Annotated in this window: 13 protein-coding genes and 1 pseudogene; all 14 read left to right on the forward strand. The window is 51.3% G+C overall.

Annotation, left to right across the window (positions count from 1 at the left end):
* Positions 1 to 3: 3 nt before the first annotated feature.
* The 14 genes and pseudogenes from fliQ (at position 4) to motD (ending at position 16000) form a co-directional block, all read left to right on the forward strand.
* Positions 4 to 273, forward strand: a complete 270-nt coding sequence (fliQ, locus tag ACPXV9_RS07225) for a flagellar biosynthesis protein FliQ (protein ID WP_423895780.1) — start codon at positions 4 to 6, stop codon at positions 271 to 273.
* A 220-nt stretch (positions 274 to 493) separates the two neighbouring features.
* Positions 494 to 1075 (forward strand): flagellar biosynthetic protein FliR, encoded by a 582-nt coding sequence (gene fliR / locus ACPXV9_RS07230; protein ID WP_423895781.1) that lies wholly within the window; start codon positions 494 to 496, stop codon positions 1073 to 1075.
* Complete coding sequence (gene flhB, locus ACPXV9_RS07235; protein WP_423895782.1) at positions 1075 to 2211, forward strand: flagellar biosynthesis protein FlhB; 1137 nt, start codon at positions 1075 to 1077, stop codon at positions 2209 to 2211. The genes fliR and flhB overlap by 1 nt, the downstream gene beginning before the upstream one ends.
* A gap of 20 nt (positions 2212 to 2231) precedes the next feature.
* Entirely contained in the window at positions 2232 to 3320 is a 1089-nt protein-coding gene (locus ACPXV9_RS07240) for an SMP-30/gluconolactonase/LRE family protein (protein ID WP_423895783.1), read from the forward strand.
* A gap of 159 nt (positions 3321 to 3479) precedes the next feature.
* Complete coding sequence (gene flhA / locus ACPXV9_RS07245) at positions 3480 to 5678, forward strand: flagellar biosynthesis protein FlhA (protein WP_423895784.1); 2199 nt, start codon at positions 3480 to 3482, stop codon at positions 5676 to 5678.
* Between the two features lie 109 nt (positions 5679 to 5787).
* Positions 5788 to 7350, forward strand: coding sequence for a flagellar biosynthesis protein FlhF (gene flhF / locus ACPXV9_RS07250; RefSeq protein WP_423895785.1), 1563 nt, complete (start codon positions 5788 to 5790; stop codon positions 7348 to 7350).
* Positions 7351 to 7553: 203 nt separating this feature from the next.
* On the forward strand, positions 7554 to 8381 hold the full coding sequence (locus ACPXV9_RS07255; RefSeq protein ID WP_423895786.1) for a MinD/ParA family protein: 828 nt from the start codon (positions 7554 to 7556) through the stop codon (positions 8379 to 8381).
* An 8-nt stretch (positions 8382 to 8389) separates the two neighbouring features.
* Entirely contained in the window at positions 8390 to 9130 is a 741-nt protein-coding gene (locus tag ACPXV9_RS07260; protein ID WP_423896036.1) for an RNA polymerase sigma factor FliA, read from the forward strand.
* Positions 9131 to 9296: 166 nt separating this feature from the next.
* Positions 9297 to 9677 carry a chemotaxis response regulator CheY gene (gene cheY, locus ACPXV9_RS07265; RefSeq protein WP_423895787.1) on the forward strand — a complete coding sequence of 127 codons (381 nt, stop codon included), beginning with the start codon at positions 9297 to 9299 and terminating at the stop codon, positions 9675 to 9677.
* Positions 9678 to 9707: 30 nt separating this feature from the next.
* On the forward strand, positions 9708 to 10505 hold the full coding sequence (locus ACPXV9_RS07270) for a protein phosphatase CheZ (protein ID WP_423895788.1): 798 nt from the start codon (positions 9708 to 9710) through the stop codon (positions 10503 to 10505).
* Between the two features lie 28 nt (positions 10506 to 10533).
* Positions 10534 to 12832 (forward strand): annotated as a pseudogene (locus ACPXV9_RS07275) (chemotaxis protein CheA).
* 170 nt (positions 12833 to 13002) lie between these two features.
* Positions 13003 to 14175 (forward strand): protein-glutamate methylesterase/protein-glutamine glutaminase, encoded by a 1173-nt coding sequence (locus ACPXV9_RS07280; protein WP_423895789.1) that lies wholly within the window; start codon positions 13003 to 13005, stop codon positions 14173 to 14175.
* Between the two features lies 1 nt (position 14176).
* Complete coding sequence (locus ACPXV9_RS07285; protein ID WP_423895790.1) at positions 14177 to 14917, forward strand: flagellar motor protein; 741 nt, start codon at positions 14177 to 14179, stop codon at positions 14915 to 14917.
* Between the two features lie 21 nt (positions 14918 to 14938).
* Positions 14939 to 16000, forward strand: coding sequence for a flagellar motor protein MotD (gene motD, locus ACPXV9_RS07290; protein ID WP_423895791.1), 1062 nt, complete (start codon positions 14939 to 14941; stop codon positions 15998 to 16000).
* Positions 16001 to 16061 lie beyond the last annotated feature (61 nt).

The raw sequence follows: 16061 nt of genomic DNA on the forward strand, positions 1-16061 counted from the left end.
GATATGGAACCCGAAGTGGTAATGGATTTGCTTGGCAATGCCTTTTATCTGACGGTATTGATGGTGGCTTTGATCGTTGGCCCAAGCCTTGCCGTTGGCTTGTTGGTCAGTATGTTTCAGGCAGCCACCCAGATTAATGAACAGACCCTCAGTTTTTTGCCCCGGTTGCTGATTACTCTGGGGACCATCATGTTTGCCGGTGGTTGGCTGCTCACCAAATTCATGGATTTGTTCTCCGATCTGTTTCATCGAATTCCCATTCTGATTGGTTAAGGTCAAAAGGCGATAGCACTTATGTGGGAGCTGACCGACAACAATATAATGGAGTTTGTGGGGCGTTATTTCTGGCCTCTGGTTCGTATTTCCGCGCTGTTTATGGCCATGCCGATTTTGGGTACCAAGGTGGTAACCGCTCGAATTCGGATTCTGCTGGCGGCGATGCTGACGCTTATTGTTGTGCCTCTTTTGCCCCCCCATGCCGCAAGTGGAATTGATGTCATTGTCCAGTCTGATGATCGTGTTACAACAGGTGGTCATAGGCCTGGCTGTGGGGTTCTTCCTGCAGGTGGTTTTTCAGGTGTTTGTGTTGGCCGGGCAGGTGGTGGCGATGAAGATGGGTCTTGGCTTTGCGTCCATGAACGACCCGGCTAACGGTGTCACCGTGACGGTGTTGTCTCAGTATTATCTGGTGATGACTACCCTGTTATTTTTAAGTGTGAACGGCCATCTGGCAGTGATAGAGCTGATCGTCAGCAGCTTTACCACTTTGCCCATTTCGCAGCAGGGGTTGTCTGCTCAGGATTTTTGGAACATTGCTGCCAGTGGCAGTTGGCTATTCAGTCGGGCCTTATTGATTGCCTTGCCTTTGCTGACGGCTCTGTTGGTGGTCAATCTCGCCTTTGGTGTGATGAGTCGCTCTGCACCACAAATGAACGTGTTTGCGGTGGGTTTCCCGATCACTCTGGTGTTTGGTCTGTTTTTGATGTGGGTAGGGCAGGCCAGCTTTTTACCCAACTTCCAAACCTTTGTTGAAGAAGGGTTCAACTTCGTACACCACCTGCTGGGAGTGCCGTAATGGCCGAAAACGACGACAGTCAGGAAAAAACAGAAGAGCCCACGGCACGGCGTCTAGAAAAGGCGCGTGAAGAAGGCCAGATTCCCCGATCGCGGGAGCTGACTACCACCGCCATCCTATTGGCTGGCACGGTGGGTCTGGTTGTGTTCGGTCCTTTTATGGCTGAAACCCTGTCCAATATTATTCGCTTTAATTTTATTCTCGAACGCGATGCAGCCTTTGATACCAATCTGATGATTTCCCATCTCACAGATTCCATGGCCGATGGCATGATTATGCTGCTGCCTTTGTTTGCGATTCTGTTTCTGGCAGCCATTTTGGGGCCCATTGCTTTAGGTGGGTGGCTCTGGAGTACCAAAGCCATGGCGCCGAAAGCCAGTCGAATGAACCCGCTGGAAGGTCTCAAACGAATGTTTGGCACCAAGGGGTTGATGGAATTGGTCAAGGCAGTAGCCAAGGTTTTGGTGATTCTGGCGCTGGCCATTGTGCTGTTGATGAGTATGCAGCAGGATATTCTGGAACTGGCGTTGATGACACCTTTCCCAGCGGTGGTCGAGTCCATGAAGCTGTCCGGTTGGGCGGCCATCGCCCTGTCGGCGGTGACCATTCTGATTGCCATGGTGGACATCCCGTTTCAGATCCACGACAACACCAAGAAACTGAGAATATCCCGTCAGGATATCAAGGATGAAATGAAGGACACCGAAGGCAAGCCTGAAGTGAAAGGGCGTATTCGCCAACTGCAGCGGGAGATGGCCAACAACCGTCAGTTGCAGTCGGTGCCCGAGGCCGATGTAGTAATTACCAACCCGACCCACTTTTCCGTAGCCTTGAAATACGATCCTGCCACCATGGAAACCCCAATTATGGTGGCTAAGGGTGTTGATCATTTCGCCTTGAAAATTCGTGAAGTCGCCAATGAGCACGACATTCAAATCATGGAGTCTCCGGTACTGGCCCGAGCCATCTACCACACGACGGATGTTGATGGCGAAATTCCCGGCGGTCTCTACATGGCGGTTGCTCAGGTATTGGCTTACGTATTTCAACTGCGCAACTACAAGCAGGGCGTTGGTGAGATGCCGGTGTATCCACGCAATATCGATGTACCCAAAGATATGCAATATGACCCGTAAACTGATTCTTTAGGCTCGCTATGTTGAAACAATTGATGTTGTTGTCGCTGCTCAGTGTTCTGGTTTACTTTTTGAGCTGGCCTGTGGTGGTTGAACCAATCAGCTGGCAGGCCCCTGAGGCCCCAGAATATCGTGGTAAATATTTACCCAATCGGGTTCTGGCGGATTACGAACCCATGTTAATGGACGGTTTGACCGGTCCCGAGGGCGTGGTTGTTGGTCGCGATGGTCGGGTCTACGCAACGACCGAGCAGGGCTGGATTCTGCGTTGGTCACCCGGCCAAGCCCAGCCCGAGCGCTGGGTGAAATTACCGGGGCGGCCATTGGGAATTACCTGGGATAACAGCGATGGGTTTTGGGTGGCCGATGCGTTTACCGGGGTCTTCCACATTACCGCTGAGGGTGAACAGACGCTGGTATTGAGCGAAGTGGCGGGTAAGCCCCTGTTGTATGCTAACGATCTGGTTCTGGCGGCCAATGGCAAGCTGTACATATCTGATTCCACGGCGCGCTTTTCAGCCAAGGCTTACGGGCACACCTATAAGGCCAGTCTGGTGGATATTCTTGAGCATGGTTATACCGGCCGGGTGGTGGAATTTGATCCGGTTTCAGGCGCGTCCCGCGAAGTTTTGACCGGGTTGAGCTTTGCCAATGGCGTCACCACCGACTCCAACGGTGAATTTATCCTGGTTAATGAAACCTCGGAGTACCGGGTCTGGAAACACTGGCTCAAAGGGGAGAAGGCCGGTAACAGTGAAATTCTGATCGATAACCTGCCGGGTTTTCCTGACAATATTCTGGCAGGGCAGGATGGTCGCTACTGGCTTGGCTTCACCTCTCCCAGAATTGCTCTGTTGGATAATCTGGCCGACAAGCCCTTTGCCAGGAAAGTAGTACAACGTCTACCGGCCTGGGTGCGGCCAAAAGCCAAGCTCTATGGGCATGTGCTGGCCATTGATGGTTCCGGGCGAATTGTTCAAAACTTGCAGGACCCTGAGGCACATTATCCGCTGACAACCGGGGCTTCAGAAGACGATCAATATCTTTATATCAGCAGTCTGGTTGCCGGAGAATTGGCGCGCATTGAAAAGTCTGCATTGGGACTTTAGATGATGCCTGTCTGTTTTCTGTTCGGTCTGGCTTCTGTTTGCTCTTTATGATGGCTGTCTGTTCGTAAGAGGAAATTTTTTGCCGCTTTGTGGCAAAGTAGGTGCGCTTTTTGCAGAAGTGCTGTTTAACAATAAACGGCGTCAAAAAAGCATACACCTATGGCATTTCAAGCATTAAACGATTTCCGGCAATACGCCTCCACTATTGACCGCAAGCAGGCAATGGAAGGTATTCGTGGTGCCGGTCGCGGTAATCTGGGTATCCCCATTTTGCTGTTGATGATTCTGGGCATGATGACGCTGCCCGTGCCGCCATTTCTTCTCGATTTATTCTTTTCCTTCAATATCGCACTGGCCATTGTGGTATTGCTGGTGGGTATCTATACCCTCCGTCCTCTTGATTTTGCGGTGTTCCCAACGATTCTGCTGGTGGCAACCTTATTGCGTCTGGCGCTGAACGTGGCATCAACCCGCGTGGTTTTGCTGGAAGGTCATCAGGGCGGAGACGCAGCGGGTAAAGTGATTCAGGCCTTCGGTGAAGTGGTGATTGGCGGTAATTACGCCGTGGGTCTGGTGATCTTTATTATCCTGATGATCATCAACTTTGTGGTGGTGACCAAAGGTGCCGGCCGGATCTCTGAAGTGAGTGCGCGTTTTACTCTGGATGCGATGCCCGGTAAACAGATGGCGATTGATGCGGATCTTAACGCGGGCCTGATTGATCAGGATGAGGCCCGTACCCGGCGTGAAGATGTAGCGGCGGAAGCAGACTTTTACGGGGCGATGGACGGTGCCAGTAAGTTTGTCCGGGGTGATGCTGTCGCCGGGATTCTGATTCTGGTGCTGAATATTATTGGTGGCCTGATTGTGGGTATGGTGCAGCACGATCTGGAGTTTCAGGACGCGCTGGAGAAGTACATTTTGCTGACCATCGGTGATGGTCTGGTGGCTCAAATTCCCTCGCTGCTATTGTCGACTGCTGCCGCCATTATGGTGACTCGCGTTAACAGTTCTGAAGATATGCGCAATCAGGTGATGAACCAGATGTTTGATTCACCCAAGGCTCTCGGTGTTGCTGCGCTTATCCTGTTTATTATGGGATCGATCCCGGGAATGCCGCATGTGTCTTTTTTGGGGCTGGCGCTTATTGCCGCCGGTTTTGCCATCTTTATTCACTACAAGAAACAACGCGAAGAGCAGGGTGTGGGTGGTTCGGGCCCCGCGGGTCCGGGCAACGCCATGGTACCTGCTGGCGGCGGCCCTGCCGGTGCCATTACCCATGAGGGAGAGGTGACCAGTGAGGAGTCTTCTGAAATCGGCTGGGACGACGTATTGCCTGTGGATGTTGTTGGGCTCGAAGTGGGTTACCGCCTGATTCCAATGGTGGATAAAGCTCAGGGCGGTGAATTACTGGGTCGTATCAAAGGGGTTCGTAAAAAGCTGTCACAGGACGTTGGCTTCCTGATTCCCTCGGTTCATATTCGTGACAATCTGGATCTCAGTCCCAACGCCTATCGCATCAGTCTGATGGGTGTCTCACTGGGCGAAGCTGAGGTGTATCCCGATAAAGATCTCGCTATCAACCCCGGGCAGGTGTTTGGCGCGATTGACGGAATCGCCACTGTGGACCCGGCCTTTGGTCTGGAGTCGGTATGGATTGATCCAGACAAGAAAGATCAGGCACAGACACTGGGTTATACCGTGGTTGATGTCAGTACGGTGGTGGCCACTCATATCAATCAGATTTTGCAGCAGCACTCCTACGAGCTGCTGGGTCATGAAGACGTACAAACCTTACTGGATAAATTGGCTGAGAATTCACCCAAGTTGGTTGAAGAATTGGTGCCCAATACCGTGACGCTCAATACCTTGTTGAAAGTCTTGCAGGGCTTGCTGAAGGAGAAGGTGTCGGTTCGCGATATGCGCACCATCGCTGAAGCACTGGCCGCCGATGGAGGCAAGAGTCAAGATCCTGACGCGTTAATTTCCATGGCTCGGACCGCTCTATCCCGCCAGATCGTACAGAACATCGTGGGTCAGGAGCAGGATATACCGGTTATTACTCTGGAGGCCGGATTGGAACAGTTATTGCTGAAGAGTATGAGGCAGGCACAAAAAGCTGGCGTTGATTCCGGCTTTATTGAGCCGAGTCTGGCCGAGAAGTTGCAGCAGTCCCTGGTGGATGCGGCACAGAAGCAGGAGATGGTCGGTAAACCAGTGGTACTGCTTGTGGCTGAGCCAATACGCATGCTGATGTCCAAGTTTGTCCGCTTCAGCTTGCCGGATATGGCTGTACTGGCCTACACGGAAATTCCGGACAACAAACAGGTTACCGTGGACGCGACAGTCGGCGGTTAACAATAGCTAAGCGCTTTTAGGGCGCTGTTAACAACAATAAAAACACCAGTAAAACCAATATTTAAAGGTAATGCTTCAGTCAAAAGGGCTGATGGTGGAGGGTAACAAGATGTCAGTTAAACGTTTCGTAGCCGCAGATATGCGCCGGGCCTTAGAGCTCGTACGACAGGAAATGGGTCCCGATGCAGTGATTCTATCCAGTCGTCGCATTAAGCAGGGTGTGGAGATTCTGACCAGTTTCGAGCCTCCGGCTGACGATCCCAAACAGCCTTTGCCGGTAGATACACCGGTTGATGGTGTTGACGTGCCTATGAACAGCGACGGTTCCTGGCGTGATCAGGTGATTGCAGAAAAGGCGATGGCTGATAACGCTGACAGAATTATTGGTACCGGACACAGTGGCATGGAGGCATTCCCTGAAACAATCCCACCTCGTCCGGCTTTTTCCCCTGAAATTGATCAGTCCCGTGGTTTGGCCTCCGGTAAAACCCCGGAGCAATTGGCGCAGGAAATTGAGAATGCCCGCAATCGTATGTTGGCCTCTAAAAAAGCCAATGCGGCCATGGAACAACCGATTGCTCAGATGCGTGAACCTATGGCACAGATATCTCAGGAGGCTTTTGCCTCAGCGGCTCCTGCTGCCCCGGCAGATCAGTCGGCCTTTCATTCAGAGAATACTCGGGCCATGGCGGTGAAACAGCCAACTCGCCCAAATAATTATGAGGAAGATGCCAGGCGAGAGCGGGATCTTGCCATGCGTGAGCGCGATGCCGAGCGCCAGCAGCAGAAGCTGGATTCCTTGCAGAGCGAACTGGCTGATATGCGCCTGCTTCTGGAGCAACAGTTAAATCGAATTGCACGCGCGCCCAAGTTTGACAGTCCTGCTCAGTCAGCTGTCCTGCGTCGCTTGCAACAAATGGGTGTGGCCGAAGAGCTGGCTCAGGAGTTGGCTTCCCAGTTGCGATCTTGCAATAACGTTCAGGATGCCTGGACTGAAGCTTTGACGATGCTGTCCCGTGAATTGCCCGCCAATTCCTCAGATCGGGTTATGAACGGTGGCGTTTTCGCTCTGGTTGGACCTACCGGCGTGGGGAAAACCACAACTCTGGCCAAATTGGCGGCCCGTTATGTATTGGAGCATGGCGCACAAAATGTGACTCTGGTGACGACCGATACTTATCGATTGGCGGCTCAGGAGCAGTTGCGTTCGCTGGGGCGCATTTTGGGCGTTCAGGTAAAAGTAGTGGATGACAACAGCGATCTGCCTGCGGTATTGCGTAGCCTTAAACATTGTCCTCTGGTGTTGATTGATACCGCCGGTTTCCGCAGTGGTGAGTCCATGTTGAAGCAGCAGTTGCAGGTGATTAAGGATATTCCTGAGGTGCAGACGTTGTTGGTGATGGCGAGTAACAGTCAGTACCAGACGTTGAAAGCGGCGGTACATTCCCACAATCCGGAGAAACTGGCCGGTTGTATTGTGACCAAACTTGACGATACGGCGAGTCTGGGGGATGCCTTGAGTGTGATCATGGAGCATCAATTACCGGTTTTCTACACCACCGATGGCCAGGAAATTCCGCAGGATTTGCACGTTGCCAAAGGACACCAACTGGTTGCCAGAGCGGTGTCCTTGTTAAAAGATGGCCAAGTGTATGCTCAGGGTGCCATCTAAATGGTTAAGTAATAGACGGGTTGGCGCACTTAATATGGCGCCGGACTCCTCAAGTGGTATAGGAACAACTATACTGGGATGTCGAACATCCCTGCTCGCCGTAAGGCAGCAAAGCAGTAGCCTCAGGGCAACAAGTTATGGCTTTTTTATAGCTGTGACAGATAAGTAGAAATAATGTAATTAGGTCAGGAGAGATAGCGTCGATGAGTCCTTCGCGTCCAGTCCAGGTGATAGCCGTTACCGGTGGTAAAGGTGGAGTAGGCAAAAGCAATATATCCGTCAATTTGGGCATAGCCCTGGCGGAAATGCGTCGCCGGGTAGTGTTAATGGATGCCGATCTTGGGCTGGCAAACATCGATGTTTTGCTGGGTCTGAAGGCAGATAAAAATTTGTCGGATGTCCTCAGTGGTCAGTGCTCCCTTAACGACATTATGGTGACAGGTCCGGCCGGTATTAAAGTTGTTCCGGCTTCTTCCGGTATGCAACAGATGGCCAGTCTTGGTCCTCAGGAGCACGGGGCATTGATCAATGCTTTCAGTGAGCTGGATAATCAGCTGGATGTATTGATCGTCGATACCGCCGCGGGCATTACCGATACGGTAGTGAGTTTTGTACGGGCGGCTCAGGAAGTGTTGGTTGTGGTTTGCGATGAGCCATCTTCCATCACGGATGCCTATGCCCTGATCAAACTGTTGAATACCGAATATGATCTGTTCCGTTTCCGGGTTGTGGCCAATATGACGCGCACAGCTCAGGAAGGACAGCAGCTATACAATAAGCTCAATATGGTGTGCGAACGCTTTCTGGATGTTTCCCTGCAGTATGTGGGCAATGTGCCCTTTGATGAAAATGTCCGGAAGTCGGTGCAACGGCAAAAAGCTTTGCTGGAGTATGCACCGTCCTGTAAGGCAGCACAGGCTATCCGCGGCATTGCCGAGAAAGTGGATCAATGGCCGTTGCCGCGTGCCGCGCGAGGTCACCTGGAGTTTTTTGTTGAGCGACTTTTGCAGACGGCTAATGCAGGGTATTAATTATGGGTATGGCAGACGGTCTTGCTATGTACGATGACATGCAGCAATCCTCTCCGGAGATAAACGTCGAGGAATATGCGCCACTGGTAAAACGTATTGCCCACCACATGATGGTAAGGATGCCAGCCTGTGTTCAGGTGGAAGATTTGATTCAGGCAGGAATGGTGGGATTGTTGGAAGCAGCACAGAAATACGATGCTTCCCGAGGTGCCAGTTTCGAAACCTATGCGGGTATCAGGATTCGCGGCTCCATAGTCGATGAGATGCGGCGAGGTGATTGGGTACCGCGCTCGGTACACCGCAATGCCCGGCGGGTGTCTGATGCCATCAATGCTGTAGAGGGCAGATTGGGCCGCGATGCTACCGATCAGGAAGTGGCCGAAGAGTTGGGCGTTGAGCTGAGTGATTATCATGCCATGTTGGCCGATTCCGCTTCCAGTCGTCTGTTCAGTTTTGAAGAATCTTACGGCGATGATGATGGTTACAGTTCTGGCGACAGTGTCAGTATGCCGTTTGTATCCCCGTTTGATGGTTTTCAGAGAGAATCATTAAAGCAATCTCTGGCTCAGGCGATAACCCAGTTACCGGAAAGAGAAAGACTGGTTTTGGCTCTGTACTATGACGAAGAGTTGAATTTAAAAGAAATAGGCCAGATTATTGGAGTAAGTGAATCTCGGGTCAGTCAGATTCACAGCCAGGCGGCGCTGAGATTGCGTGGACGCCTGTCCGATTGGCGAGAACAGAATTGACCCTGATGCTTTTTATGGTTAAGTTCTGCGCCGTTTTGAATGCATAGATAGGCAGATGGTTGTATTTGCTTATAAAAGGTGCTGACTGAGGTAAAAACTGGCCTCAGGTGTACCAGCGACTAGACTAATTAGTAAACGGGTCCCAAATGAGGGAGGCGAGGTAGCATTGGATAAAAATATGAAAATCCTGATTGTTGATGATTTTTCGACAATGAGAAGGATTATTAAAAACTTACTGCGTGATCTGGGTTTTACCAACACTCAAGAAGCGGATGATGGTCTCACGGCGTTGCCTATGTTGCGCAGTGGCGACTTTGACTTTCTGGTTACGGACTGGAATATGCCAGGCATGACCGGTATTGATCTGCTGAAAGAAGTGCGCGCAGACGAAAAACTGTCCTCCTTGCCCGTTCTCATGGTGACCGCTGAAGCCAAGCGAGACCAGATTATTGAGGCCGCTCAGTCAGGTGTGAATGGCTATGTTGTCAAGCCGTTTACTGCTGCTGCCTTGAAGGAAAAGATTGAGAAGATCTTTGACCGCGTTTAAACCTCAATAAATTATAAAAAAGGCTTGGTGATGGAATACAAATCCGAGTTGCATAACAACCAGGAGTTCATTGGCGAGCTTCAGGAATGTGCCAAGTTATTGTCTGAGAAGCTCTCCAGTGATGATATGGAAGGCGCCTCTCTGGTTATCCAGAAACTGATCGAGGTCAGAGACAGAAATATATTCACCGCGGTTGGCCAGCTGACCCGAGGCCTGCATAGCGCCATCGTTAACTTTAATGTGGATGGCGATTTAACCAGCGAACCCCCCGATATCACCAGTTCTGAAATCAAGGACGCTTCCGATCGCCTCAACTATGTGATCGAAACCACTCAAAATGCGGCAGACAAAACCATGGACAAGGTGGAAGCGTCGGCTCCCATAGCTTTGAGTCTTGGTGAAGAAGCCGGAAAATTGAAAAAAGAGTGGGCGCGTTTGAAAAGTCGTGAAATGACGGCTGAAGAATTTCGTGAAGTCTACAAGCGCATTGATACCTTCTTTGGCGAAATGGAAGCAGGCAGCAACGAACTCAACCAAAATCTTCAGGACATTATTCTGGAGCAGGGCTTTCAGGATCTGACCGGTCAGGTGCTGACCAAAGTGATTGGGCTGATCCGTGACGTTGAGTCCAGCTTGGTTGATTTGGTGAGAATTGCCGGACAGGTAGAAGAAATTACAGGTTTGGTTGAGCCTGCCGATACAGAAGCAGAGGCCGATACTGAAAAGGTAGTTGAGGCCGAGGGACCACAGATCCATGCCGAAGAGAGGGACGATTGTGTCTCTGGCCAGGACGAAGTGGATGACTTGCTTTCAAGTCTGGGTTTCTGAATAAAGTTTTACTGCTGAGGAGCCATTGATGGGTTTCGGAGATGACGAAGATATTCTGCAGGATTTCCTGGTAGAGGCTGGTGAAATTCTGGAGCAGTTGTCAGAGCAGCTGGTCGATCTGGAGCAGCAGCCTGATGATAAGGATCTGCTCAATGCCATCTTTAGAGGGTTTCACACCGTAAAAGGCGGTGCCGGTTTTCTGCAGCTCAACGAGATGGTTGAGTGCTGCCATGTAACTGAAAACCTGTTTGATATTCTTCGTAACGGCAAGCGGGAAGTGACCGCAGAGCTGATGGATGTTGTACTGCAGGCTCTGGACACAGTTAATGGTCAATTTGAGCAGGTATCTCAGCGTGTTGATGTGGATACCGCGCCCCCCTGAATTGATTGCTCAGCTCGAGCGTCTGGTCTCCTGTGAAGATCTTGCTGAAGGTGGCGCTCCTGCCGCTGAAGCACCTACGCCCGAAGCAGCTGCTCCTGAAGCTGAAGCGGCACCTTCGTCACTGGGTACTGGACAGGGTGAAGGCGATATCACCGACTCAGAATTTGAAGAATTATTGGATGCCATAAGCGATGATGATGCATCGGCTACAGCGCCAGCGGCTGCCGAGCCTGCTGCTACGCCGACTGCATCCGACAGCGATGAAATCACTGAAGATGAATTTGAAGCCTTGCTTGATGAGCTGCATGGCAAGGGTAAAGGCCCCGGTGCCGGCGAAGAGGCCCAAGCCCCGGCTGCTGCGGCCCCGGCTCCCAAGGTTGCTTCTGATAGTGACGAAATCAGTGAAGATGAATTTGAAGCTCTGCTCGACGAATTACACGGTAAGGGTAAAGGCCCCGGAGCTGGTCAGCCGGCTGCTGAGGCACCGAAGCCTGCCGCCAAGGGTGGCGATGATCTGATCACGGAAGATGAATTTGATGCTCTTCTGGATCAGCTTCATGGCAAGGGCAAAGCGCCTGGTAGCGATAAAGCTGCAGAGCCAGCTGCCGCCGCTGCCCCGGCTGCTAAATCGCCAACCCCACCTGCTGCCAAGCCAGCAGCCAAGAAACCTGAGCCTGCTGCAGACAAAGGCGCTGCAGCCAAGAAAGACAGTAAGCCCAAGGCTGCGCGTGGTGGTGCCAGAGATGGCGGTGGACAGCAGGCCCCTGCACCTGCCGGTGAGACCACGGTCCGGGTAGATACCCAACGTCTTGATGACATCATGAATATGGTGGGTGAGCTGGTTTTGGTTCGCAACCGTCTGGTTCGCTTGGGAATGAAGGGCAATGATGAATCCCTGTCAAAAGCTGTTGCCAATCTTGATGTGGTGACGGCCGATCTGCAAACCTCGGTCATGAAGACCCGGATGCAGCCCATCAAAAAAGTATTTGGTCGTTTCCCTCGGGTTGTACGCGACTTGGCTCGTAACCTGAAGAAAGAAATTAACCTTGAGCTTCAGGGTGAAGAGACGGATCTGGATAAAAACCTGGTTGAGGCTCTGGCCGATCCTCTGGTGCATTTGGTTCGCAACTCGGTGGATCATGGTATCGAATTGCCGGCTGATCGCGAAGCCAAGGGTAAATCCAGAGTGGGTAAGGTCATTCTGGCAGCAGAACAGGAAGGCGATCACATCCTGCTGTCCATCACTGATGATGGTGGTGGTATGGATCCGGATAAATTGCGAGCCATTGCTGTTGAGAAGGGCGTTCTGGACGAAGACGCTGCCGCAAGACTGCCGGACAACGAGGCTTTTGCCCTGATCTTTGCGCCGGGCTTCTCCACCAAGAAAGAAATTTCCGATGTGTCCGGCCGTGGTGTCGGCATGGATGTGGTTAAAACCAAAATTACCCAACTCAATGGTTCGATCGAAATCGATTCGGTGATGGGTGAAGGTACGCGTATCAGTATCAAGGTGCCTTTGACTCTGGCTATTATGCCGACTCTGATGATTATGTTGGGCAAACAGACATTCGCATTACCTTTGGTCAGTGTGAACGAAATTTTCCATATGGATTTGACCCAGACCAACATTGTCGATGGTCAGGAATGTGTCTCGGTTCGAGAAAAGGCTGTGCCCATTTTCCATCTGAAACGCTGGTTGGTTCATGGTGGTGCGGCTAACCCAACGCCAGAAGAAGCCCATGTGGTTATTGTTTCTGTGGGAACCCAGCGAGTTGGCTTTGTTGTGGATCAGTTAATTGGTCAGGAAGAGGTGGTGATCAAGCCTCTGGGTAAAATGTTGCAGGGAACACCGGGAATGGCCGGTGCAACTATTACTGGAGATGGTACCATAGCCTTGATTCTTGACGTGCCCAGCATGCTCAAGCGCTATGCAGGACACACCTGATGAGGGGTGTCGTGTTAGAAAATAATAAGCGGGTTTTTCATGGTATCCATTTCTCGGGGCAGCGCAGCTAATAACCACATTGCCACAGGTCTGATCGGTGGGTTGGGCCTGACTTTCACGTTTGATTTTCATATCGTAGATTATCTGATGACTGATCGGGAGGTTGCATAATGCCTCTTGATGTTCTGATTGTTGATGACTCCCATTTCTTTCAGCACCGTCTGACTGAAATGTTGAATGATCACCCGGATCTCAATGTGATCGGCGTGGCATCCAATGGCCGGGAAGCGGTTGATAAAGCCAAAGAGCTCAAACCTGATCTGATTACCATGGATTATGAAATGCCGGTAATGGACGGTGTTTCTGCCATTCGCCAGATTATGGCGGATCGTCCCGTGCCAATCATGATGTTCTCATCTTTGACTTATGAGGGTGCTAAAACCACGCTGGACGCTCTGGAGGCGGGGGCGGTGGATTTTCTGCCGAAAAACTTTGCGGAAATTTCCAAAAACTCCGAAGCACTGAAGAAAAAGTTACACAACCGATTACTTTCGATTGCTAAGGGTGCAAGCAGTGCAGCATCCCGACCCAAGGTGCGCTTGGCCCCAGCGGAAAAGCCGGCAACCACCAAAACGACGTCAGAGCGATCGACCCAAGATGTTCGCGGTAAAAGCTCACTCTCAAGGGATTCAGGCAGCCTCAGTAAGGGCGCTCGCACTGACTTATCCTCAGCGCAGTCTGAAAACTATCGCCCGGCGAGAACTAAACCTCTGAATAAAGCCTCGCTCAAACTGGTTGCCATTGGTGCATCAACGGGTGGGCCAGTGGCTTTAACGGATGTCCTGACCAAATTGCCTTCCAACTTTCCCTTGCCCATCGTGCTGACCCAGCATATGCCGGAAAACTTTACTAAAGCGTTTGCCGAGCGGCTTAATCGCCAATGCCAGATTCAGGTAAAAGAAGCTGAGGATGGTGATTCGTTACGTCCGGGACTGGCTTTACTGGCTCCGGGTGGCAAGCAGATGATGATAGACCGGCGGAACTCGGTAAAAATTTTACCAGGAGATGATCGCACCAACTACAAACCTTCAGTGGATATTACATTTGGTTCCGCTGCTAATGCCTATGGCGCCGAGGTGCTGGCGATCGTATTAACCGGGATGGGCTCTGATGGTTGTGAAGGTGCTCGCTTGTTGAAACAGCGGGGCGCTACCATCTGGGGGCAGGATGAAGCCAGTTGTGTTATCTACGGCATGCCCATGGCTGTAGCCCGGGCTAATCTTACCGACCAGGTTTTATCACTGAAAGATATTGGCCCCAAGTTGGCGAAAGAGCTGAATTGATATGGATATTTTAAGCATCATAGGGGTAATCCTCGGTTTTGCCGCGCTGATCGGTGGTAATTTTATCGAGGGAGGCACGCTGCAATCACTGATCAATGGCCCCGCTGCATTGATTGTCATCGGTGGCACCGTGGGTGCGGCTCTGCTGCAAACTCCATGGTCGCAGCTGCGCCGAGCCCTGGAAGTTTTCCCCTGGGTCTTTAAGCCCCCGGCCAATATGTTTCAGGATGGCCTCTCCAGAGTCGTGCGTTGGTCTGTTGCAGCGAGAAAAGAGGGCTTACTTGGATTGGAGACGATTGCCGAAACCGAGAAAGATCCGTTTGCGCGCAAGGGGTTACAGTTACTGGTTGATGGCAGTGAGCCTGAATCAATTCGCCGGGTAATGGAAACCGAATTGGTGATTCAGGAACAGCGGGATTTGGACTCGGTGCGTTTCTATGAATCCATGGGTGGATACTCTCCCACCATTGGCATCATCGGTGCGGTAATGGGGCTGATCCATGTCATGCGCAATCTGGCCGATCCCAATGAACTGGGGCCGGGTATTGCCATCGCTTTTGTGGCAACTATTTATGGCGTTGCGTTTGCCAACCTGTTTTTGTTACCTGTGGCCAACAAGTTAAAAATGTGTGTTCACGAACAAGCCCAATATCGTGAAATGATCATTGAAGGCATTATTGCCATTGCTGAAGGTGAAAACCCTCGCTCCATTGAAATGAAACTCAATGGGTATTTACCCTGATTCAGGGATTGAGGCTCTGTTATGCCCAGAAGACGCCCCGTTGAAATCAGTGTGAATCATGAAAGATGGCTGGTCTCTTATGCAGACTTTATTACGCTGTTGTTCGCTTTTTTTGTGGTTATGTACTCCATCTCTCAGGTGAATGAGAGCAAATACCGGGTGCTTTCAGAAACCATGGTAGATGCCTTCAATGTAGATAAAAACAGGGCCATCAATCCTATACAGGTGGGGGATCCGACCTTATCCATCGATCCAAATGCAATTCATTTGATCACAGAGGATATGCTGGAAAAAGGTCAGGGCCCGGAGGCTGGTGATGGGCCCTTTGATAAATCGGCGGACTTGCCCCAATTAACCGGTCACTTTCGCGAAGAGTTTACGGACTTGGTAGATGACGAGCAGATATTGCTGCACGGCAATGAAATGTGGCTGGAGATTGAATTGAAATCCAGCATTCTGTTTGAGTCCGGCGGGACTGAACCCAGTTTACAGGCTGAAGCCATTTTTGCCGACATTGCTGAAATGCTGAAGCCATTCAATAACCCGATTCAGGTTGAAGGGTTTACGGATAATGTCCCTATAAATAATTCCCGTTTCCCCAGTAATTGGGAGTTATCTGCCGCTCGTGCTGCAGCCATTGTGCGCCTGCTGGCTGAAGAGGGTATTCCCACCCGTCGTTTATCTGCCGTGGGTTATGGCGAGCATCAGCCGGTAGCCGATAACGCCACAGAAGAGGGGCGAGCCAAGAACCGCCGTGTGGTATTGATGATAACCCGGGAAAAAGTGGATCGCCCCAATGTAAGGACATCGGAAGATATCCAACAGGTTATTGAGCCCGAAGATGCGTTTGAAAGCTCGGCACCTTACCCTCAACCCGGCTTGGCCCGCGGCAGTGATTTGGAAGAGGTACCTTTGCTTGATTCCCGGCCGGATGCGCTGGGTATTGAATCGAATGATACTGACGAAACCGCCGATGAGGAACAATCTGGTGACCGTCTGGCGCCCATTGGTGAGATCAAACCGGTAGAAACCAAACAGGGCGGATTACTGTTTACCAGCGACCCCGACTTGCCAAGGAATTGATCTGAGTAAGTCATACAACGAACTGAGTATCAGATTGGGTACGATATTTGCGTTATATCCG

Source organism: Candidatus Pelagadaptatus aseana, from assembly GCF_040362265.1.
Lineage (GTDB): Bacteria > Pseudomonadota > Gammaproteobacteria > Pseudomonadales > Cellvibrionaceae > Pelagadaptatus > Pelagadaptatus aseana.